Annotated in this window: 28 protein-coding genes and 6 pseudogenes; 21 read left to right on the plus strand and 13 right to left on the minus strand. The window is 58.5% G+C overall.

The window, feature by feature from the left end; genetic code table 11:
* Positions 1-114: transposase domain-containing protein (locus CKW40_RS03245; RefSeq protein ID WP_143748234.1), on the plus strand; the 114-nt coding region annotated here is incomplete at its 5' end.
* Here the strand turns inward: CKW40_RS03245 and CKW40_RS03250 are convergent.
* Positions 81-629 (minus strand): hypothetical protein, encoded by a 549-nt coding sequence (locus tag CKW40_RS03250; protein ID WP_244571069.1) that lies wholly within the window; start codon positions 627-629, stop codon positions 81-83. The two genes, CKW40_RS03245 and CKW40_RS03250, sit on opposite strands and share 34 nt — an antisense overlap.
* Positions 630-841: 212 nt before the next feature.
* Between CKW40_RS03250 and CKW40_RS03255 the strand changes: the two genes are divergently transcribed.
* The 4 genes from CKW40_RS03255 (at position 842) to CKW40_RS03270 (ending at position 3,752) form a co-directional block, all read left to right on the plus strand.
* Complete coding sequence (locus CKW40_RS03255) at positions 842-1,597, plus strand: phosphatase PAP2 family protein (RefSeq protein WP_439330953.1); 756 nt, start codon at positions 842-844, stop codon at positions 1,595-1,597.
* On the plus strand, positions 1,594-2,505 hold the full coding sequence (locus CKW40_RS03260) for a diacylglycerol/lipid kinase family protein (RefSeq protein ID WP_095198528.1): 912 nt from the start codon (positions 1,594-1,596) through the stop codon (positions 2,503-2,505). Before CKW40_RS03255 ends, CKW40_RS03260 begins: the two co-directional genes overlap by 4 nt.
* Before the next feature lie 28 nt (positions 2,506-2,533).
* Entirely contained in the window at positions 2,534-3,346 is an 813-nt protein-coding gene (locus CKW40_RS03265; RefSeq protein WP_095198529.1) for a metallophosphoesterase family protein, read from the plus strand.
* 142 nt (positions 3,347-3,488) lie between these two features.
* Positions 3,489-3,752, plus strand: a complete 264-nt coding sequence (locus CKW40_RS03270) for a YMGG-like glycine zipper-containing protein (protein ID WP_095198530.1) — start codon at positions 3,489-3,491, stop codon at positions 3,750-3,752.
* Positions 3,753-3,837: 85 nt separating this feature from the next.
* On the opposite strand, the pseudogene CKW40_RS44525 reads toward CKW40_RS03270, so the two are convergent.
* A pseudogene (locus tag CKW40_RS44525) lies at positions 3,838-4,134 on the minus strand (OB-fold nucleic acid binding domain-containing protein); the annotation flags it as partial.
* Between the two features lie 63 nt (positions 4,135-4,197).
* Complete coding sequence (locus tag CKW40_RS03280; RefSeq protein WP_244571071.1) at positions 4,198-4,953, minus strand: class I SAM-dependent DNA methyltransferase; 756 nt, start codon at positions 4,951-4,953, stop codon at positions 4,198-4,200.
* Between the two features lie 972 nt (positions 4,954-5,925).
* On the opposite strand from CKW40_RS03280, the gene CKW40_RS43650 reads away from it, so the two are divergent.
* On the plus strand, positions 5,926-6,090 hold the full coding sequence (locus CKW40_RS43650) for a hypothetical protein (protein WP_179297812.1): 165 nt from the start codon (positions 5,926-5,928) through the stop codon (positions 6,088-6,090).
* A 203-nt stretch (positions 6,091-6,293) separates the two neighbouring features.
* Complete coding sequence (locus CKW40_RS03290; protein WP_095198531.1) at positions 6,294-6,581, plus strand: hypothetical protein; 288 nt, start codon at positions 6,294-6,296, stop codon at positions 6,579-6,581.
* Positions 6,582-6,821: 240 nt separating this feature from the next.
* Here CKW40_RS03290 and CKW40_RS44530 read toward each other — a convergent pair.
* Positions 6,822-7,059: pseudogene (locus tag CKW40_RS44530) on the minus strand (hypothetical protein).
* A 387-nt stretch (positions 7,060-7,446) separates the two neighbouring features.
* Complete coding sequence (locus CKW40_RS03300; RefSeq protein WP_095198532.1) at positions 7,447-7,641, minus strand: hypothetical protein; 195 nt, start codon at positions 7,639-7,641, stop codon at positions 7,447-7,449.
* Positions 7,642-7,786: 145 nt separating this feature from the next.
* On the opposite strand from CKW40_RS03300, the gene CKW40_RS03305 reads away from it, so the two are divergent.
* The 3 genes from CKW40_RS03305 to CKW40_RS03315 all read left to right on the plus strand — a co-directional run bounded on the left by CKW40_RS03305 (position 7,787) and on the right by CKW40_RS03315 (position 9,307).
* A complete protein-coding gene (locus CKW40_RS03305) occupies positions 7,787-8,041 on the plus strand; it encodes a hypothetical protein (RefSeq protein ID WP_095198533.1) in 255 nt (84 codons plus the stop codon).
* Between the two features lie 406 nt (positions 8,042-8,447).
* Positions 8,448-8,681: a hypothetical protein gene (locus CKW40_RS03310; protein WP_095198534.1), complete on the plus strand. Its 234-nt coding sequence runs from the start codon at positions 8,448-8,450 to the stop codon at positions 8,679-8,681.
* Positions 8,682-9,112: 431 nt separating this feature from the next.
* Positions 9,113-9,307 (plus strand): hypothetical protein, encoded by a 195-nt coding sequence (locus tag CKW40_RS03315; protein ID WP_143748236.1) that lies wholly within the window; start codon positions 9,113-9,115, stop codon positions 9,305-9,307.
* Between the two features lie 61 nt (positions 9,308-9,368).
* Here CKW40_RS03315 and CKW40_RS03320 read toward each other — a convergent pair whose 3' ends face one another.
* Positions 9,369-9,536 (minus strand): hypothetical protein, encoded by a 168-nt coding sequence (locus CKW40_RS03320; protein ID WP_095198536.1) that lies wholly within the window; start codon positions 9,534-9,536, stop codon positions 9,369-9,371.
* 89 nt (positions 9,537-9,625) lie between these two features.
* On the opposite strand from CKW40_RS03320, the gene CKW40_RS03325 reads away from it, so the two are divergent.
* Both CKW40_RS03325 and CKW40_RS03330 read left to right on the plus strand, forming a co-directional pair.
* A complete protein-coding gene (locus CKW40_RS03325; RefSeq protein WP_143748237.1) occupies positions 9,626-9,889 on the plus strand; it encodes a hypothetical protein in 264 nt (87 codons plus the stop codon).
* A gap of 292 nt (positions 9,890-10,181) precedes the next feature.
* Positions 10,182-10,427, plus strand: coding sequence for a hypothetical protein (locus CKW40_RS03330; protein ID WP_143748239.1), 246 nt, complete (start codon positions 10,182-10,184; stop codon positions 10,425-10,427).
* An 11-nt stretch (positions 10,428-10,438) separates the two neighbouring features.
* Here the strand turns inward: CKW40_RS03330 and CKW40_RS03335 are convergent, their stop codons facing one another.
* Entirely contained in the window at positions 10,439-10,708 is a 270-nt protein-coding gene (locus CKW40_RS03335) for a hypothetical protein (protein WP_095198539.1), read from the minus strand.
* 141 nt (positions 10,709-10,849) lie between these two features.
* On the opposite strand from CKW40_RS03335, the gene CKW40_RS03340 reads away from it, so the two are divergent.
* The 4 genes and pseudogenes from CKW40_RS03340 (at position 10,850) to CKW40_RS44535 (ending at position 12,498) form a co-directional block, all read left to right on the plus strand.
* Complete coding sequence (locus CKW40_RS03340; RefSeq protein ID WP_095198540.1) at positions 10,850-11,131, plus strand: hypothetical protein; 282 nt, start codon at positions 10,850-10,852, stop codon at positions 11,129-11,131.
* Between the two features lie 27 nt (positions 11,132-11,158).
* Complete coding sequence (locus CKW40_RS03345) at positions 11,159-11,851, plus strand: SOS response-associated peptidase (RefSeq protein ID WP_095198541.1); 693 nt, start codon at positions 11,159-11,161, stop codon at positions 11,849-11,851.
* 217 nt (positions 11,852-12,068) lie between these two features.
* Positions 12,069-12,233, plus strand: a complete 165-nt coding sequence (locus tag CKW40_RS43660; protein WP_179297813.1) for a hypothetical protein — start codon at positions 12,069-12,071, stop codon at positions 12,231-12,233.
* Positions 12,234-12,498, plus strand: a pseudogene (locus CKW40_RS44535) (hypothetical protein).
* A gap of 2 nt (positions 12,499-12,500) precedes the next feature.
* On the opposite strand, the pseudogene CKW40_RS44540 reads toward CKW40_RS44535, so the two are convergent.
* Both CKW40_RS44540 and CKW40_RS03365 read right to left on the minus strand, forming a co-directional pair.
* Positions 12,501-12,704, minus strand: a pseudogene (locus CKW40_RS44540) (DUF768 domain-containing protein).
* A 337-nt stretch (positions 12,705-13,041) separates the two neighbouring features.
* A complete protein-coding gene (locus CKW40_RS03365; protein ID WP_095198543.1) occupies positions 13,042-13,503 on the minus strand; it encodes a YidB family protein in 462 nt (153 codons plus the stop codon).
* 508 nt (positions 13,504-14,011) lie between these two features.
* Between CKW40_RS03365 and CKW40_RS03370 the strand changes: the two are divergent.
* From CKW40_RS03370 to CKW40_RS03390, 4 genes and pseudogenes are all read left to right on the plus strand, one after another.
* Positions 14,012-14,476 (plus strand): annotated as a pseudogene (locus CKW40_RS03370) (Hsp20 family protein).
* A 180-nt stretch (positions 14,477-14,656) separates the two neighbouring features.
* Positions 14,657-14,959: a DUF982 domain-containing protein gene (locus CKW40_RS03375; protein ID WP_095198544.1), complete on the plus strand. Its 303-nt coding sequence runs from the start codon at positions 14,657-14,659 to the stop codon at positions 14,957-14,959.
* A gap of 14 nt (positions 14,960-14,973) precedes the next feature.
* Positions 14,974-15,258 carry a DUF982 domain-containing protein gene (locus CKW40_RS03380; protein WP_095199108.1) on the plus strand — a complete coding sequence of 95 codons (285 nt, stop codon included), beginning with the start codon at positions 14,974-14,976 and terminating at the stop codon, positions 15,256-15,258.
* 360 nt (positions 15,259-15,618) lie between these two features.
* Positions 15,619-15,966: a hypothetical protein gene (locus CKW40_RS03390; protein ID WP_095198546.1), complete on the plus strand. Its 348-nt coding sequence runs from the start codon at positions 15,619-15,621 to the stop codon at positions 15,964-15,966.
* Between the two features lie 227 nt (positions 15,967-16,193).
* Here the strand turns inward: CKW40_RS03390 and CKW40_RS03395 are convergent, their stop codons facing one another.
* Positions 16,194-16,403: a hypothetical protein gene (locus CKW40_RS03395; RefSeq protein ID WP_095199109.1), complete on the minus strand. Its 210-nt coding sequence runs from the start codon at positions 16,401-16,403 to the stop codon at positions 16,194-16,196.
* 310 nt (positions 16,404-16,713) lie between these two features.
* Here CKW40_RS03395 and CKW40_RS03400 point away from each other — a divergent pair.
* Positions 16,714-16,915 (plus strand): annotated as a pseudogene (locus CKW40_RS03400) (CsbD family protein).
* Between the two features lie 258 nt (positions 16,916-17,173).
* Here CKW40_RS03400 and CKW40_RS03405 read toward each other — a convergent pair.
* From CKW40_RS03405 to CKW40_RS03410, 3 genes are all read right to left on the minus strand, one after another.
* Positions 17,174-17,449, minus strand: coding sequence for a hypothetical protein (locus CKW40_RS03405; RefSeq protein ID WP_095199110.1), 276 nt, complete (start codon positions 17,447-17,449; stop codon positions 17,174-17,176).
* 47 nt (positions 17,450-17,496) lie between these two features.
* Positions 17,497-17,679: a hypothetical protein gene (locus CKW40_RS42740; protein ID WP_143748240.1), complete on the minus strand. Its 183-nt coding sequence runs from the start codon at positions 17,677-17,679 to the stop codon at positions 17,497-17,499.
* 557 nt (positions 17,680-18,236) lie between these two features.
* Positions 18,237-20,228: a PAS domain-containing hybrid sensor histidine kinase/response regulator gene (locus tag CKW40_RS03410; RefSeq protein ID WP_244571072.1), complete on the minus strand. Its 1,992-nt coding sequence runs from the start codon at positions 20,226-20,228 to the stop codon at positions 18,237-18,239.
* Positions 20,229-20,278: the final 50 nt, after the last annotated feature.

Genomic DNA, 20,278 nt, shown 5'->3' on the forward strand with positions numbered 1-20,278 from the left:
TACGCCTACCTCGCCGACGTCATCACCCGCATCGTCGCAGGCCATCCGCAAAGCCAGCTCGACGACCTGCTGCCCTGGGCCTATGCCCCCGCGCCACTCAAGGCCGTGGCCTGAGAACAGCGGTTACCGGCCTTCGACCGCCCGCGCATCTTGACTGTGCGGGTGCCGATGCTTCGCAGCCGGCCATCCTTGAGCCATTTGTGACGTTCGCGCGTGCGGATCGTAAGGATATCCTCTGCCTCGCGCGGTAGCACGGGCAGGTGCTCAATGCCTTCCAGCGTCTTCGTGATGGTGGCCGAAGCGGCTTTGAACTCATCTGCCTCGCCAGCGGGCATTTGAATTGCGATGCGACCGGTTTCCGCCTTGAGGTGCTTTCGCAGGGGCCATGGCAGGGACGCACGCACTTCGCGTTCGATGCCCTTGGCGCGCACTGCGGATCCGAGCGTCGCCGACGGCGGTAGCGGCCACTTTGCAATCAACGGAGGGGTGGTGCTCGCCCCTTGATCAGTCGTCGCCCGGTTTAACGTGCGTTTCCGGACGATGTTGATTAAGTTGGCGCCGGCTCGCTTCAGTGCTGCCGCCGCAGGTGACTTACGCTTCCCTTCGGTTTTCGGCCGGCGCTGTTTCATGCGACCTGTCCTGTTTTCATCTCCAGCTGATGCACGGCGTCTAGAAAGTTCCGAAACAAACGATCACCTCCACCCATGACGCTTGAGCAGCGCAATAGTTGCACCCAGGTTGCCACGGAACATGCATCTCGCGCCTATCTCGTCTCCTATTGCGCACGGACGACACGGGAACTTCGTCCTTACAATTCCGTTGTGGCCTCGGAAACGAGGTCGTGCGCTTGCGTGAATCAACCCCAACCAACGAGCGCAAATCCTTCGAGCGACGCGAACCGCGTTCGCTGTCCAGGACGGCCTGGCCGAGCGCGACTTGGTCGGTTGCAGCGGGGCTGGTTGTTGCAGTCCTCATTCTCGTGTTTGGCGCGCTTGCTGAAGAAGTCCTAGACGGGGATACCACCGCGTTCGATCTTGCCATCCTCTCGGCCTTGCGTAGCGCAGCTGATCCGGCCAATCCGATTGGACCGCCGTGGCTTCACGAAGCCGCCCGAGATGTGACATCCATCGGCAGCGTGGTGTTTCTTGGATTCGTACTGCTGGCAGGGGTCGGCTATCTCCTTCTGATCCATAGGCGGGCTCTCGCGATCTTGATGGCTGTTTCGGTGGTCGGCGGTGAACTGCTCAGCACGATCCTCAAGAAGAGCTTTGATCGGCCCAGGCCCGACATTCCTCATGTGACTCAAGTGTTCACCGCGAGCTTCCCGAGCGGACACGCAATGCTTTCAGCGATCACCTTCCTCACAGTGGGTGCCCTGCTTGCTCGTGCCAACGCGGACCCACGCGTCAAGGCGTATTTCATGGGGCTCGCCGTCTTCCTGACGGTCGCTGTTGGCGTAAGCCGCGTCTATCTCGCAGTCCATTACCCCACGGATGTGCTCGCGGGATGGTGTATCGGTTCTGGCTGGGCAATCTTGTGTTGGACGGCTGCGTCGTGGTTTCAGCCGACCAGAGTCAATCAGGAGCTCGAACCGTGAGGGCTTTGGCGCTCATCAACCAAAGCGCGGGCGCTGTCGCGCGCAGCGGCGATATCGAAAAGCTTGTCCGTGATGGGTTCGCGAAACGCGGCATCCACGCCGATGTGAAGTTAGTGGCTGGGCACCAGATTGGCGAGATGGCGCAGGGGTTCGTCGCTGAACGCCCAAGATCGGGCGATCGAAGAGTGTTGGTGGTGGGTGGTGGCGATGGTACGCTTGGGAGCGCAACGTCGGCGCTCGCCGGGACCAACGTAGCGCTGGGCGTCCTGCCGCTAGGCACATTGAACCACTTCGCCAAGGATCTTGGCGTGCCGATCGAACTTGATGCGGCAATGGACGCCATCGCGGCGAACAAGCCTGTGACAGTCGATGTCGCCGAGGTGAACGGTCGCGTTTTTCTCAACAACTCATCGATCGGCATCTATCCCTTCTTTGTCGCAAAACGCTCCGCCGAGCAAGAGCGGCGTGGGTTGGGCAAACTTGCGGCGATCGGTCCCGCTCTCGCAAGAACAGTGAGGTCCGCGTCCTGGCAGGCAGTCCATGTTGCCGCTCAAGGCAACCGCGAACGGCTGCTGACGCCATGCGTTTTTGTCGGTAACAATTTCTACGACATCGGTGATCTTGGACGCCGCAAAAGCCTGTCCTCACACGAGCTCAGCGTTTACGTCGTCAAGCAGCAGTCATGGTTCGGACTGGCTTTGCTCCCGTTCAAAATCGCGTTTGGTCTCATCGACGCAACCCGAGACGTGGAGACGTATCGCACAAAAGCCCTCCAGATCACGTCGCATCGCGCCGCCATGCTGGTCTCGTTGGACGGTGAGGCGATCAGTATGGACATGCCCCTGAACTTCCGGATTCGCCCAGCGGCCCTGCAGGTTCTGTCACCCACCAAAATGGAACCGGATTAATGGCCAGACCTATAGCCGGAGCAATGTGGTGAAGACCCTCGTCCATCTCTCGGATTTGCATTTCGGAAAAACAGATAGCCAGGTCGTGGCAGCCATCGCGGCTGAGGTTCGCGACATCGTTCCCGATTTGCTCGTCGTTTCCGGGGATTTGACGCAACGTGCTCGAAAAGGTGAGTTCCTGCAGGCGCGAGCGTTCCTCGATTCCTTTCCTGCCCCTCGCATTGTGGTGCCCGGCAACCATGATGTACCGCTGTGGAATGTCTTCGCCCGTACCTTTACCCCTCTATCCCGCTACAAGCGGTATATCGAGGCGGACACGGATTCATTCTACGCGGATGCCGAAATCGCTGTTGTCGGTATCAACACTGCACGATCCCTGACGATCAAGGACGGCCGGATCAATGTCCGCCAGCTCGAGGCGGCAGAGGAAATATTCGCGCGCTTATCCGATAAAATCATCCGCATAGTGGTAACGCATCACCCGTTCGAAGGACTGGATTTCGAAAGCGATGATGGTGTCGTCGGGCGGGCCAGCCTTGCAATGGATGCCTTCTCGCGCAGTGGCGTAGACATGATCCTGTCTGGTCATCAGCATCTTCATCGCGCCGGTTCCAGCGCCAGGCGGTACCTTATCGACGGGTATGCGGCATTGCTTGTTCAGGCGGGAACAGCGGTCTCATCGCGACTCCGCCAGGCCGCAAATTCGTTCAACATCATTTGCGTCGATGGTCCGGAAATATCCGTGGAATGTCGAGGCTGGCGGTCGCCTCGGGGCGGGTTCGAAACCTCGGCGAGATATTCCTTTCGGCATGGCCCAGACGGATGGCGTCTGCTTGATTAGCACAGATCAATTCAATTCCAGGGGCTGCGCCCCGACTAGCAAGGAGCGGGTGCAAATGTGTTGGTTCTTGGCCGGGTCGATGGATCGAAAGACTCCGTGGCGCATTTAAGCTTCGGCTAATAATGGCCTCAGGAGAGAACCAATGAAGAAGACGCTGCTCATTTTGAGTATACTCATTCCGCTCGCCGCATGCTCCCGCACAGAACAAGGTGCTGCCGTCGGCGGCTTGGGCGGCGCAGCTATTGGCGCAGCCGTGGCCGGCGACCCGGTGCAAGGAGCGGTTGTTGGCGGGGCGGTCGGAGCAATAGCCGGGGCGGTCATCGGGCACGCCAGCGAAGCCGGTCAGTGCAGATATCGCGATCGGCATGGCCGGGTTTACGTTGCACGGTGCCCGGACGGATACTGAGATCTGAGGGCGCGTGATCTCATTCGATCACGCGCCTCTTCGGGATAGGACAAGTGAATGGCACGTAAGGCTGCAAGGCCTCGCGGTCGCTCCGCAGGAAGGACACAGGATATCGCGCAGGTCAGCCCGACATAACCGTAGTCTTCGACGACCTCGCCGCCTGATGTCATGGCCCGTAAAGTGACGCTCGGCTCCTGTACCTCCGGCACCGTTGTTGTTGCTCGCGAGTTGAGGCGGCCGCAAACAGCGGCAGCGGCTCGTCGCGCAGAGCCTTGATCGCCCACAAAGCCTCAGGCCTCGCCAGCGACAATGAGGGTTCAAACGCGTGGGCCTGGGCGAGCTCGACCAGGGAGGCAGCAGCAACACCGGTGTGACACCAGAGGGCTGGTCGAGCACGTGTGGTGACGATCGTTGCCGCCGCATGAAGGCAAGCTCGGATTTGCGACTATCGCTTTCTGGCGACCACTAAGAAATTCTGAGCAAAGCGTGCTGGGACACCAACTCGCCGGCATATCGTGTCAACAGGACCGACCAACATTTCGCAAAGCCTTGGTAGCAGCCACCCGGGCCGCGGCAAAAACCCATAGCCGATGACCCGTTCGACGACAAACCCGTTGGAAACGAGCATCTGGCGATATGCGTGGATGCTCAACGTACTGCGCACGACGAGCCCCCGAATTCGGTTGAGAAAGCGGCAGACAAGCCCCATTGGCGAGGTTGCGTTCATGTGGACGTTCGAAACCAGCAACCCACCGTCGTTCAAATGCTCATGAATGGCCGACAGTGCGTCCCGCCTAAGAGTGTCTTCAGCGTTCAAGAAGAATCGAAAAGCTGTAACCACGTCGAATCTTCTGGAAAGGGGGGCAACCGTCAGATCGGCTTTCACCAGTTTGACGTTGCTCGGAACCCGCGCGCAAGCAAGCATGGATTGAGAGACGTCGACGCCAACGACCTCACCGAACAATGGGCCTGCAACAGTTGTGACGCGCCCCGTGCCGCACGCGAAGTCGAGGCAGCTGCGATCCGGCCCGCCAAGAGGCCTGAGAATGCCTTCCACAAGGGGGCGTTCGATACGCAACCACAAGGCAGCATAGTAGCCGGAACAGAAGGTTTTGGTGTAATCGGTGCCGTAGCCTTGGGTCTGATGGCTCGATCGGTAATCGCTATAAGCGCTCCCCTCGAATGACCGCTCGGTCAACACATCACCTCGAGAACCCCCATCACAACAACCTCCATTCTGGGCTTGCCAATAAAATTCACTAGTCCCGATCGATCTTCATCCGATCACATGACGCAAACCTTACAAAAAATTATAGCAGGGGGCAGAATTCCGATCATGCCGAGAGGGCGTCAGTTCAGGGTGCCCGCTTCTCCACTTCGCTCATCATGGCCTTTCGCTCGTGCCTGGACGGCGTCACCACCGCGCGTTTCCGGCTGGCCGCTCGGCTACCGCTCCGACGCTTCTCGCGCGGTTGTCGCCGGCCAATCCATCCGCTGAAAGCTCCTCGTCTTACGACTTTGGTCGGGCTGTTGTGCGCAAAGGTCTGAGGCCTGCAACCCGAATGACCGTGCGTGGTTAGGACATCGATCGCCGAGTAAGTGCCTTCATCGCCGGTCAGATCGATGCCCGCCAACTCACCGGAGGTGGCGGGCATCGGATTGAGGAACAATGACGAAATGCCTTTGTCCGATGAACTGCGCGACGTTCTGGTCGAATTTTCATGCCCGATCTGCTCGCATCCTATCGTGAAGCCAGGGTCTTGGCTCCGAACGATCGGGGTTTTCAATTGCGAAGGCTGCAAGGATAGGGTGCGCATTGGCTATGAAGAGAAGCTAGAGATCTTCGGGCGCTATCTTCGAAAGCCGACTAGAGGTCCCCAGCGCCCCGCCAAGCTGCGCTATGCCGGAGGATAGGTCACGGGTGCTACCGGCACGTGACCTATCGCTTGGTTAGTGGGTCAGTTGGAAATTTGAAGCTTCACTGCGGCGCGTCCCGAATTTCATGCATGGCGTCGATAAGCAGACCCAATTCGGCGACGTCATCACGCTCCGTTTTTAGGCGGAGTGAGATTTCTCAGCACCAAGGGGCAATGTCAGTGTCAATCTTCTTCCGATCAGGAGCGGCCGTTCAGTCAAGTCCCGCAATGTGCGATAATTCGCTATGGGAATGAAGGTGAAGGAGAAGACCAAGCAGGCGATTTATGCGCCGTTAGAGGGCGGGCTTGGAGCGGAAGCCGTATACTATGCCCGCAGGGTCGGCATCACTAGAGACGAAGCCGCCAAGATCATCAGGGAAACTCACGAACTGTATAATGTCCGCAAGGAAAAGACCAGATAGCTTCGCTCATGGTTCAAGGCAGCGATGGCCAATACCGGCCAGGAAGATGGTATGCAGATCCGTGCAGATATCGTTGATGATGTGCTGGAGGGCAAAGGCCAACAGCACAGCTAGTGTGGCCTAAACGACCGACGCGCCGTGTGCGGGAACAAATTGCTGGATGCCGAGTTGACCCCCCGAAGGGTAACACTCAGGAGAATCAAATGAAAATCATCCTCGCCGCACTGGCGATTTGCATCGCCGTGCCTTCGATTGCCTCGGCCGATGCGATCGTTCTGACCACGAACCAGCATCGTCATCACCGCCACCATCATTGGAACAACGGAGAGGTTATCATCAATCGGGATGGGGGGCGCCTTCATCACCGCCGCCACGGCCAAGAGGCCTTCTACGATCACGGCCGCCGGCATCATCACCGCCCGGATGTCGTCATCGTGACCAGGAAGCACCACCGTCATCATCACGTCGTCATGGATAACGGCGGCTACTGATTGGGCCGACTTCGGCTCGGGGCTCGGCTGCTCGACAAGAGAGAGCCGGGCCTGTTGCCGGTTAAAGCCGGCCGGTTGACTGATGCAGCCCTGTCCGCCATCTCCATCACCCTGTCGCTCTAAAGCCCGCACCCCTCTGGCGGAGAAGAGCGCGGGCCGATCGGAGTTCCGATCTTCGGCAGGAGATGGAGCGCACCAACCTGCCGCACGCAACAACCTTTAGAGATAGCTAATGTTCCGTCAAGCCGCGGGCGGCAGTACCGGTGCTGTGGTGTACCACTGGATGAACGGGACTTCGTTCCCGGTTACTCCCGAACGGCTTTCAAGAGCGCCTCATACAGGGCACGCGTTGCCCGGTAGTCATCGCATGTAGGTGATATGAGCGGCTTCACGATGCTCTTGTGCAGCGCTTCGGCTGCCACCAGGACGTCTCGATTTGAGCCTGCGACAACTGCTTGGAAGGTTTGGTTCTGGCCATTTGGTCGACCTCTTCGTCGATTTCGCCGCGCTTGATCCCAATGGAACTGGTGCGTCAACTCATCGATCGAGATGACGTCGTCTCGGGGACCTCGTTGGCAAGCCATTTGTCGAGGAAGTCTACGCCGCCCGTGCTCATGCCTCACCCTTCTTCAATATCCAGGCTTCCCGCACGATGGAGGAATGATCGTAGCCGAGCATCGCGATCAGGTACCTAACCTGCTCCTCGGTAATGCCGGTCTCGCGTGCACATTGCGCACAAACTCGGCTCTCGGATCGAATGGTTTCGGTTCCTCCGCCATAGAACCAAATTCGCCACCCGCGCAAAAGTTCTCTGAAACGTACCAATGGATAGCGCCTGCCTAGTTTAATCGACCTCGATGATTTTTTAAAACTTCTTCTTTGCGCGTGCTCGATCACCTTTGACCAGAATCGCGTTCTGGACGAATGCTTCGGCTGAAAGTCGCGCCTCGCGCAGGCGCGCTGTCTTGGCATCTCTTGCCGCTCGCTCCGCCTCGATCGCCAGCTTCGATTCTCGATCTGCCCGCTCGATCCGGTCTTTGTCGATGCGCCGCCTTACCACAGCTACCTCCCATCACATATGCGGCATGAAGGGAAATCAGGGCAAATGGTTCCGAAAAGAAAGCGCATGTTCGCCTCGTCGCCCTGGAACATTTCGACCCACGCTGGGTTAAGAGGGCATCCGATTGGTTTGCAGCAGGCGCACAGTGTGGATTTCGATAACGCCCGATGTTCCAGAGGAGAAACGCCCGCGGTGGGGCATTCTTGCAATCTTCGCGGCCACCCTTTTTGTGATGGCCGTCGGATGGTCTATTTTTGAGTTGTTCTTCGAACTGCCAGCGACGCAAGTGGAACGTACGGCAGGGGAAAGCCGCAACTCGGCGTTCAATGGCGTGCCGGACGACCAAAACCCTAAGCCTGGCAAAATACCGTCCGCTCATCGAGATGCTGCCGAGAAGTAGGGCTGCAAGTTCCCTTTTCAGCGCTTCTTCGGCTTCGGAGTGATTTCCTCCACCCGCACCTTGTCGCCGATCTCCTTGGCCAAATCCAACGCCTTCTGCTTGTTCCTTGGTGGTAAGCACGGTCCGCCAGTGCGGCTTCTCGAATACGCTGACAACGTAGGTCGTTGCAGGCCTGTCGGTCATCAACGGCCGTCGTGTCCTTCGTTCGTACGCTGCGACTATATTAGCATGAACGTATGTAGCCCGCCGGTTAGGCCCGGCGTCCTATTCACATCCCAATCTATAGGTGCCGGGCCGCATTTGCCGATCGGATAGGCCAGGGTCGTAGCGTCCTTCGTTCGCACGTTTCGATTATATTAGCGGAACCGCATATACTTGCCATGCGGCGCCTAGAGCGGAGGCCCAAATGGGCGGCTTTAAGCCTTGGCATGATGCTATTCACGACCATCAGGTCGAATGTTTCGCTTCGGAGAACGGTTTGCCTGCCGACCTGGTCTGGGAGTTGATCCTAAAACACGGAAACAGCCGCAAGGCAGTGATCAAAGCTGCGCAGGGTTGCCGGGCCGCTCTCGCCACTGAGAATGGAAACCCGCCGGGCGAAGACCCCAACCACCTCAAGCCCGGCGAGCCTACTACCTGATCAGGTACGCGATCAGGGCCGGGATTAGCCGGCACACTATCCGACGCAAGAGCAATGCCAGAACGCCGTCCCAAAATGGGACGATACCGGGGGAAAACGCCCACGCAGGGTTATGTTGCAGACCTGCTAATATTACGGTCGCGCCGGTCGGCTCGCCGCGGATGAGTCGGCTAGGCCCGGCGGCCAGTCAATACAACACCCCAACGACGGCTGCCGGGCCGCATCGAAGGCCCTAGTCATTGTGCCGCCTGTAGGCACTACCCCAGCCGTAGGCGGCCGCACGGGTCCTGTGTTGTTCCTGACAGGCCGGCACTAATTTGACTCGCTAACCAATTGTCGGAAGCGTACAAATCTCCTGTCGCCCGCCTTATCCGGCAAACGGGCGCTTGGAAGCCAACTCAGGTGCTCCCGCCAATACGCGGGAGATCGAAATGGCAGACGACCATTCAGACAACAGGATGACGTCTTTAGACTGCGACATCATTCGCAGCGCCTTCAGAAAGTCCATTGTGGAAAGGCGCATTTCCGAAGGTGAGCGCCGCCGGTATGCGAGACTTCTCGCGCTCGAACTCACCGAGCTTGATCAAATTGATCCGGACATTATCGACTGGATTGTAGCCCGCTAGATCACTAGGCCGAGCCCCCTCCAAACCACCGGATGAACTCCACTTCCTTTCCGGTGATTTCTCATACGGCCTTCAACAGCGCCTCATGCAGGATCCGCGTAGAGCGGTAATGGTCGCAATGGTGCGATATGAGCGGCTTCACAATGCTCTTGTGGAGCGCTTCCGCTGCCACCAGGAAACGCTCGATCTCAGCCTGCGATAACTGTTTGGAAAGTTTTGATCTGGCCATTTGGCGATCTCCGTTTTTGAGGGTTTCGCCGCAACGTGGGATTATATTCCTCGACTGGATCGAGGCATGCAAGAGGGAGGATGCAGAAAATGACAACCGACGACACGGTAAAGCAAGAGATGCGCCTCTTGGCGATCGAATACATGCTCATGGAAATCTACAATCTTGTATTGGTAAGTTCTGATACGCCGGAGCCTGTCGTCGAAGGTTTCGAACAACGCTTGCTGGAAAATGTGGACAGGATAACCTCTGTCGTCGCGGATGATCCGGCGATGGCCGACCATGCCGCTGCGGAACTCAGAGATGCGCTTGCGGACCTAATGACCGGCGCGAGGCAGATGCGCCTTCAATAGCCCTTTTGGCCAGCCTGTCCGGCCGATCGTCGAGAAACTTCAGGGCGCGAGCGCTCATTCCGTTAAACCCAGATCATAATTCACAATCGCGTCGAGGATCGTGCAGTAGAGGCTGTCAACCTCTTCATCGATTTCGCCGCGCTCGATACCGAGCGCCCTCCTATCCAGCAATCCAGCGTGCCGAGCGTGTCGATGACGTGCCCAACGTGCAGGCCAGAAATCTCCAGTCATCCATGCGGCCCTGATTGCCGGTGGCGTGGAATTTACCCAATGGTGTGACGCTGAGTGAGCAATGAGCAAGGCAGCCGGATATATTTTTCACCCTGAGGAACTTTCGCTGCCGACTCGGTGTTTTCGTGCCGTGGGCAGGAAAGCAAAGCAGCGCCGCGAAGAGCCAATCGACCGCGAACGCGTGGCCGAAGCTGACTTTTATGCCCGCAGGTGCGGTCTTACCCGCGAGGAAGCTCTGAAACTTCTCAAAGAGACCAGCCCGTCAAAGCCGGTGATCCATCTGGTCGGCAAGGGTAAGGGCCGCTAGGCAGCTACCCTTTACTCATCCTTCCAGATCACGCGCTTTTCCCATCGGATCTCAACCAGGCGCCGGAACCGGATCGTTTCAAGCTCTTGGCCGACCGGATGAAATAACTCAGCGCTCATCGATTCCTTGCGCTTGCATTTTTCGCAGCGGACCTTTGTCCTTAGCTGATCGGCGGTGACGTTGCCGATCACTTCCCGCAATTCCAGGGGCTTATAGAAGCGCTTGATGTTGCAGTGGCCGCACCGGATACGCGCCACCTGCCCTGCATTGTGGGCATGCATCAACGTCCAAGGTGTGCCCTTCGGCCACTTTTCTGGTTGCTCTGGCATACCTTGAAATGAGGAACATATTCCTGTCAGGTCAAGGGGTATTGACTCTCGTGTTCTCATTTTGTTCACTGCTGGCAAATTGGAGACACAACAATGAAACCGATCATTGCTACCGAATGCGAACAGCCCGAACTCTATGCCATCGTAAAGCGCGAGCGGCCCGCCATTCATCGAGCCGTCAACAAGATGGCGAAACAAATGCGCGGCCTCACCGATGTCAGTCAAAAGCAGGCCGTTGCCGAACTGACGGCCATATGGACTTTGGCGAACTATCCGGAAGACCTCGACCTCGCTTTGTCGCTTTCGGAGGCCATACGCCACCAGACCGACATCTATATCCGGGAGAGCAAGAACGCTGGCCGCGTGCGCCCCTGATGCCGAAACACGACTAGGGGCAACGCTATGTGTGGTCGCTACACCAGATATCTGTCCTGGTCGGAGATCCACCGGCTCTACCGGTTGACGGCGCCGGCCGAAATCGGGCGCACCGACGCCCCTCGCTACAACATCGCTCCTACTGATGAAGTCCCGTTCATAACGGCTGGGGAAGATGGCAACCACAAGCTGCGCACTGGTAGATGGTGGCTGGTACCGTTCTGGGCGAAGGAAATGCCAAAGGGACAGATGTTCAACGCCCGTATCGAAAGCGTCGACACAACGCCGGCATACCGTGACGCCTTCAAATCGAAGCGTTGCCTTATCCCGGCCGACGGCTACTACGAATGGACGATATCGCCCGCCGACGGCAAGAAGGATCCCCGGTTCATCTTCCAACCCGACCACGCGCCATTCTCGTTCGCAGGTCTATGGGCCTACAATTCGAATCTCGAAATCACCAGTTGCACGATAATCACAGAACCGTCGGCGGCGCCGGTCAACCAAGTCCATGATCGCCAGCCCCTCATCCTAGACCCGGCCTACTATGACGCCTGGCTTGACCCCACGATACCTGCCGGCGACCTGAAGGACATCCTCAGCCACGACATCGATGGGCAGTTGCAGTTCTCCCGCGTTGGCCGCAGCGTCAACGCCGCCGCCATCGACAAGCAGCCCAACGATCATGCCGAGCTGATCGAGCCCATCAAGCTGCTATGAGTGACGAACCGATCAAGCTTGCCGAAGGGATGACATCAGTTCCTCACGAGCGCGCTAGGATCGAAAATCACGTCTGTGAGTTTTCTGGGTGCGCCAAGCGCGCACCGTTTGGTTTTGCCCGGCCGAGAAAGCCATCGCATTGGTATTGCTTCGAACATCGCGAGCATGGCGATCGGCACCTTCGAAGGAGGAAGACCATGCCAGATAGCCCCCGTACATGCCGACCGGCATGTTGATTGACGACGAGACCAGGGTGGGAGTTCTGATATTCGAGACGGCAGAAGGTAACTTCGACTTCGCCATCAATTTGCAGGCGGTCGAAGTTCTGACGAAGGCGCTCAACAAGATCGAACTGGAGCTGCGCTCCAGTAAGACGCACTGAATGTCGGATCACGTCCTTCCCGGCCAGAAGAAACCGAAGCTGATTGTTGTCGTGGCGTTCGACCACGACGAGGATGGAGAGTTGTTCGCGGCCTATGGTCCGATTGATCAGCAGAGCGAAGAGCGAGCCATCCGCACCGCTATGGCGCTTGCTTGGGCAACATGTCGGCGTCATAGCTTGGAGCCGCGACGCCGATCCGGCGTTGGGTGATTATGGGCCACCGACAGTGCTATTTGCCAGCGGCGAAGTTCCAGATATGGAGTAGCGCTAGTCCGACAATCCCGGATCGTAGTGCACGATTGCATAAAGGATCGTGCGGCAGAGGCTGTCGACCTCCTCGTCGATCTCGCCCAGCTAAATGCCGAGTGCCTTGGCGTCGGCGATGAGCTTTTGCGTAAGTTCGTCTACCGAGATGACATCTGCGTTCGTCGTCTCGGGGATGTTGGCGATCCATTGGTCTAGGAAGTTGATTCAGCGCAAGCTCATGTCGCGATAAGCTCGCGCGCAGGTTTAAGTTCCGCCTTAGTCGACCTCGATAATCTTTCGGGCTGGTTTCTTCGGGGCCGCTCGACGACGCTTGACGGGAGCCGGCTTATCGACGGGTGGCGCCGCCAGCAGGCGTTGTGCTCGTAGTCGCTCAGTCTTCGCACTTCTGGCTACGCGCTCCGCCTCGATTGCCAGCTTCGCCTCGCGATCTGCACGCTCGATTCGTTCCTTATCGATCCGCCTTTGGGTCATGGAAAGCCTCCGTTGGCTGACCGACCTTGAATGCTGCCCCGATAGAAATGTTCCGTCGCAGGTCGAAGGTTTAGGTCCGTACGGTGGAACGTGGCGGGACCTCGTCGAGGAGTGTAATCTCATCCCTCGCCGCTGGCAGTTCGCCGCTTGGCGTCAGCTTGTCGACCGCCTCGGGCAAGTCTTTCGTGATCCTGGCAATCAGTTCATCGCGAGACAGCCCAGTTTGCATCGAAAGCGACGTGAGTGTGTCCTCGTCTATCGCCATTTCGACATCCTTCGGGTCGATCGGCTGGTTCGGGCCGCTGCTGACCCACGAATCCACCTTCGACCCTGCTCCCGCATTCCTGAAGCGGTCGAGGATGTCCCCAAACGCGGTCCCGGAGACACTTTTGGAAACCTGATCCAGGAGCCCGCCTTCCGGGTTGTTGGGATCGGTATTTCCCGCACTGCGGATCAAATCTCCGATCTTGTCGCGATTTTGATAGGCCAGAATGCCGAGCATGGCGACAGCCATTCTTCCAAGATTTGCCATTGGTTTTTCTCCTGAAGGTCATAGGGAGAAGGTTTCGTGCCCGCAAAGGTTCCACCTGCAGGGGCGACCTGATCCTGCGCCAGGTGTTTGGCACGAAGAGCCGGGACACGAGCCGCTCAAGCCCGAGCCCGAGCGACGATCATCAAGTTCCCTATCAGGGAATAAGTGGCCCGCCGCCCCATTCACGGCAGCGGCGGGCCGACCGATGCTTAGGTCTCGGTCGGCAGCGCTACCCAGGGAAGGGACGCTGCTTGCCTGTGAACTTGCGAATGATTTTGCGGTTCCACGAGACGGGAAAAGCCCGCCAGCTAAGCCAGCGGGCAATTGGTCTGGAGTAGCTGGAACGATGCCAAGGGTGGGCGCCAAAAAAATTTCGAGATGCTCTTGAACTCATTTGGGACGATTCCTAATTCGATTTTCGCCCGAGGCCATAGGGGCTCGGCAAAAAATGGCGGCGCCGCATGCGCGGCGCCCCTTGTACCCATGTTGCTTCAAGGAGAATGTGGCTATGAGAACCTTTGACACCCTCTATCGCACCACCGTCGGTTTCGACCGCCTTTTCGACATGCTCGACAGCGGCACGCGCCCGGACTGGCCTCCCTACAACATCTAGAAGGTCGGCGAGAATGACTACCGCATCGCCATGGCCATCGCCGGCTTCAGCCAGGACGAGGTCGAGTTGACCCAGCACGGTCCCGAACTAATCGTGGTTGGCCAGAAGGCTGATGACCAGAGCGGGCGCCAGCTTCTCCATCAGGGCCTTGCCTATCGCAGCTTCAGGCAATCGTTCAGGTTAGCCGACCACATGAAGATCAAGGCAGCCAACTTGGAGAATGGCCTCCTCACGATCGACATTGTCCGTGAGATTCCCGAAGAGCTGAAGCCGCGACGCATCAGCATTGGCGTGGGTGACACGCCGACGGCCGCCACTCAGATCCCGCAAAACACGGACCGCGCGCGTAAAGCCGCGTAATCCTCTGTCACTTTGAACTGCGGTCCACCTCCCGGCCTCGGCTGGGAGGCTCCGATTGCGGAGAAAGGGAGATGATTACTTTACGGCAAAGTAACTGGCGCGCATCTATCGCCTGCGCGCGGTCGGCCTGGACCCCGCAAAACCATAAAACTCCATGGTTCGTTCGATTTGGAGGGTCATATGAACGATCGGATGTTCGACGGCGCCGTCTTCGTCAAAAGCGGCAACAATCTTGTCCAGGAAATCGCCTGTCTCGAGGACGCTCTGGAATTCCTCTATGAATGGCCGAAGGACAGGCGTGGCCCCATCCACCAGACCGCGTTGCGCGCCTGTCAGCGGGCTTTCGATAGCGACTATCCGCTGTCTGCAGCCAGAGACGCGTTCAGCGGTTTTGCGAAAGCAGCCAGAATCCTTGAGGAAGTTTCGATGACGATGCCGTGGATGACGGGCAAAGGTGGCCAAGGCGGAGGAGTGACTGCCTAGAAAGGAGGTCAATGATGCTATCGAAACCTTTTGAAAAACCTGTTCGCGTGTGGGTAGGGTTAGGCTTTCCTCGCCAACTCAACACGGTCGCAGACGCGTATCAATTCGCAGCGGAATGGTGTGGCAACAGCCCCGAGCAGAAAGCGGCCATTCGCGCGTGCAAAGCCGCGTTGATTGGCGATGTAGAACCCGAGACTGCACGAGGCATCTTCATAGCGTTCGCGCGCAAGAAGGATATTCTCATGGAGGACGGCATTGAGCCTGCGCCTTCCAGGAAGATGAGCCCGCGCCACGTCTAAAATGCAAAAAACGAGGCGGTCGCCATGACTGGTGGCCGCCTCCCTGGCTAAGTGGACGAACAGCGGCGCCAAGCGTCGCCCGAGAGAGCATGGTCGATGACGAAGGGAACTGAAATTAGACAGCCTGTCCATCAGGTAACCGCAACTTCATATGACGCCGACTGCCAGGATGCTTTGACGGCCGATCTTGATGATCTGATAGACAGAGCCGAAGCCGCCGGTTGGAACCGGACGCGCATAGCTTCAGCCATCATGTACTTGGCGGCAAAGAGACTGACTGCGACGTCATAGACGCGGAAGCTCGCCGCGAGGGCTGAGGCTTCGGCGGGGACCAGGAGGCCACCAACGCGCGCTCCGCCTGTGTCAGTCGTCACCGCCGCCGCCACCGCTGCCGCCACCCGCGCCCCCGCTGCCGCCACCCTCGCCGCCAGCATGCTCGCCGCTCTGGTGCTCATCGCTGTCATCACCGGATTTCTCACCCTGGTCGTCACCACCCTTTTGCTGGCCGGCAGCCGCGCTTTCGTCACCATGGTGGCCATCGCTGGCTTCGGTTTCGACCGCATCATCATCGTTCCGATCGCCGGTGATGACACCCTGCCCATCATCGTTTGGCGCATTGACGGTCGCTGGACCGCCGTGATCGGAGACCTGACTTGCGAAGGCATTAGCTGCCGTGAAAATCCCCAGCGCACCGACAGAAGCCGCTAACAGCAAGGGGAGCCTTTTCATCGTTTCCTCCAATGTCGGCTTGCCAGCCACCGTGACTGGTCCCGGCTTTTATCGTTCTCGGCACATTACGGCGCGCTTAAACGCCAAGGAGTAATTTTAGCGATCGCTAATTTTTGGAGCGATCCTATTAGCGATTACGCGCCCTCGACTTTGCCGCCTAGCTCCTCCTATGCCTCGCTGTCGGACTGGGCGCCGGCATCCTCCCGCTAGCGCCCCAAGGGCTGTTTTGAAAGCGAGACAAGTTCAGCCTCGTCTTTGATGCCGGCCATGTAGTTGGCAATGATCCGGGAGGCGATGGCGTCCCGCGCTTCCGGCGACTGATTTTCGAGCCTCAATTGCTCAAAAACCCTGCCGAGCAAAGCCACCTCAGATGGATCGAAAATACCTGCCTCGGTCGCCTTTTTTCGTATTGGCATGTTTGTCCTCACGCAAATCCCGCAGCGATGTTCAATTGCGAGTGGGTAGCCGTCGACCTTCGCTCCGCGAATCCAGCCGTCGCTTTCCGAAGGATGCTTGACAAAGGTCGGCATCAAGGGCGCGACGCACTTCCAACGCATGCACGGCACTCTCACGAAAAGGTTCAATAAGCTTGGGCTAAAATAGTTCCGGAACTGTAACGCGGGCGCCATCTGCCCATCAGCGCCAGACGACGGGGCTCCGGTCGCCTGGAACTTCTGTGGCTGTGGCGAAACGACGTTCCGCTTTTTTCAAACGAAGGAGGTCGTCATGGACTGGAACCGCGTGGAGGGAACTGGAAGCAGGTGAAGGGTAAGGTCAAAGAACAATGGGGAAAACTCACCGACGATGACCTTGATCGGATCGCTGGCAAACGCGATCAACTTGAAGGTAAATCCAGGAGCGCTACGGCATCGAACGGGATCGCGCCCGTCGCGATATCGACGACTGGTACAGCAGGCAAGGTTGGTAAGAGAGAGCCCGCCGCCCCATGCGCGGCGGCGCTTCATTGCCTGTCTGGTTGGCGGCGCCGTCTTACCATCATCGGTATGTTCAGCGGTTGGAGAACACCGGGTTGAGACGCGCTGAGAGAACGACTGCCGCGGGGGGTGGCTGTCCCGTTCTGGATGTGTTGCGGCATCGCCTGCTGGCAACCTCCCCCGTTACGGCTCTCGCCTGCAGTTATTAGAAGGCGGGCTCGGCGCGCCCGCCTTCGACGTTCAACCTGCATTCAGCCGCCCATCATCTTTGCCATGGCGCAGAAATCCGCGTGCGACTTGTTGATTGTGGTGTCGCCGCAGTCTTTCAACACCGCCTTCTGTTCGTCGGGTTTCATGGCCATCCACGCGGTCTTGAAATCCTTTTCCGTCTTCAAGGTTTTCATGCCGGCATCAGTGAAGAACGGCGACATCTTTGCCGGGTCGTCGAGCGCGGATGTACTGCCAGCCAGAGCCGAACCAGCCATGATTGCGAGCACCATCGCGCCCGCTGAGAGCGTCTTGATCATTGTTTCCTCCATGGTTAGGTCATCCAGTGTGACCTTCCGGAAAAACGTCATCCTCTGAACTCGGTTCCACCGCTTTCCGACTTCAGATTGAAAACCGTCTCGTCTATTTTCGGGATCGAGACAGGCAATACGATGTCGAAGATCGGAAATGGCAGCGTTTGGCGCTGATGCACTCGTCTGTCCTTGAACGCCATGTGGCCTGCTGTCAGGACGATGGGGGCGAAGGCCATCTTATCCCGACGCCGCGCCGGCGACTGTTGGCGCTGTAAGGAAAACGGCGCATAATCGCAGTTCTGCGCGCGTGCGCAACCGCGGACGAGTGTCGCGCGTAGAACGTAGGAAATTCGCCCCCGCTGTGGGCGGTGAACCGGACAGCCGTAGGAGCGTAAGCATAGGGCCGGCCGCAGGACGGGACGCGGGACCGACTGTCCCCCGTCCGCAGCCGTCCATGTGTTTGAGAGATCGTGCCCAGTGCGGCTGGCCAAGGGTCCGCGATCGCACCATTTCGGATATTTTAGTCTATTCTAACTTGTTGTTTGGCGCGTGACCAATGGCGTCACCCAGTGCGGACTTTCAGGCAGTTGTCTTCACCGGCAAACCGCGCTGGCCACAGATCATCCCCGACCGCTTCCAGCCGTCCAAAAGTCGGCGGTACTGCCCTGCGTGCCGACGCCTAATGCTGGCTCCCGCGTGGCAAAGCGCGACGCCGACGAGCTTGCTATCACGAACTTGAATTTCAGCAGCAAAAAAATCAGCGCCGTTTGCTGCTAACCAATCCCCCCTCCCGCTAGCCTGTCTTGATCTTTGGCGGCTCCGCGTTGGCAATAGCGAGGAAAATGCTTTCGAGCAGATCCTTGTCGCGGAAGGGCTTGCCGAGCAGCGGCACGTCCGTCGGCCGATCGGCGATTTCCTCCGCGTCGGCGTAGCCCGTGATGATAACCGCCGGCCAATCGGAGCGCAGATTGCGTGCGAATCGGATGACGTCCACTCCTGATACGAGTGGCATGGCGAAGTCGGTAACGATGACATCGAAATCGTGGGGGGCACGTTCGATCATCGCCAGCGCCTCTGCCCCTCCCCCCGCGCAGGTGACCTCAAAACCGCGCTGGCGTAGCGACTCGGCTGTCAGGTGGCGCAACGCGTTACTGTCATCGATCAAAAGGATGGACGGGCGCTCGCTGCGGGCTCCTGGATGCATTTGCTCGATATCGGCTTCCACTGAGGGAGTGGCGGGTTCTTCGACCGAGCGTGGTAGCCACAGTTGCATGGATGTTCCACGATCGACGACGCTGTCGATACGCAACGTGCCGCCGGACTGCTTCATAAAGCCGTAGACCGTGCTGAGACCTAGACCCGTTCCCTTCCCAACGGGTTTTGTGGTGAAGAAAGGCTCGATGACCTTTGTGAGAATATCAGGTGCGATGCCGGATCCCGTGTCTCTGACCGTCACAACGACATAGTCGCCCGCCGGAACGTCCTCCGATCGGCTTGCAACCGAGCGGTTTTGCGCGTGAACCGATATCGTTCCTCCAGAAGGCATGGCGTCGCGCGCATTGAAAACAAGATTCATCAAGGCAAGCTCAAGCTGTCCGGCGTCGACGCGGACCGGCCATACCGTATCGTCGATTTGCCAATCGAAGCGGATAAGACCTCCTAAAACGGGAGCCACCAAGCCGTTCATGGTATCGCCAAAGGCAGCAAGCCGCACCGCTTCGGGTTTCAGAGTTTGACGGCGCGAGAAGGCAAGCATCCGAGCGACGAGATCGGTGCCTTGGTTGGCAGAGCGCCGCAGCAGTTCGACAACCTGTCTTGCCTGATCATCGAGTATGCCACGGCGTTCGAGCAATCCTAATCCGCTCAGAATAGCAGCAAGCAGATTGTTGAAATCATGAGCCAGGCCACCCGTGAGCTTGCCGATTGCGTCAAGACGCTGCGATTGCAGCAGCTGATCCTCAAGGCCGCGCCGCTCGGTAACGTCAAGGAACGTACCGAGTATCTCTGGCTCGCGGCCGTCCGAGCCGTTCGACATCACACCCTGGTCAAGAAAGATGCGGTATTCGCCGTTGGCGCACTGCCAGCGGAATTCGCACGTGTAGGAGCCGGTGGTTTTTGCCGCCAACAGCGCTTGTTCCAGCCTGGGTAGATCCTCGAGGTGGACCCGGCTGAGTCCGAAGGCCGGATCCGAAGTCAGATCTTCAGGCGAAAACCCGGTCAGGCGCTCGACACCCTTGGTGACAAAGCGCGCCGCGAAGGGCGGCGCGGCTGCCCGCGCATGGAAGCAGACCGGCAGCGAACTCAAAATGGCATCCTGCCGTTCCTCCACGTTGCGCAGTGCCCGCTCGGCCTGAAGTTTGTCCTTCTGCGCCTGGAGCGCCTGTGCCAGCAGTGCCTGCTCGGTCGTAGCCTTCCGCTGGATCTCCAGCGTCTTTTCGTGGAGTTCTACGAAAACCGCGACTTTCGAACGCAGCATGATCGGATCGAATGGCTTGAACACATAGTCGACCGCGCCGGCATCATAGCCGCGCAGCATGTGAGCCTCCTCCTTGTTGATGGCGGTGAGGAAGATGATCGGCGTGCGCTTGGATTGCTCGCGCTGGCGGATAAGCGCTGCCGTCTCATAGCCGTCTATCCCCGGCATCAGGACATCCAGGAGGATGACGGCGAAGTCCTCCTTCAGCAGAAAGCGCAACGCCTCTTCGCCCGATTGGGCGCAGATAACATCGCCGGTCGAGGCGAGCACTTCGCTGATCGCCAGAAGATTGCGTTCATCGTCGTCCACGGCAAGGATCCGTGCCCTTGTCGGTCCCTCGGCCAATTGCCCCGCCTCAA

Origin of the sequence: Mesorhizobium carmichaelinearum, from assembly GCF_900199455.1 — a bacterium.
Classification (GTDB): Bacteria; Pseudomonadota; Alphaproteobacteria; order Rhizobiales; family Rhizobiaceae; genus Mesorhizobium; species Mesorhizobium carmichaelinearum.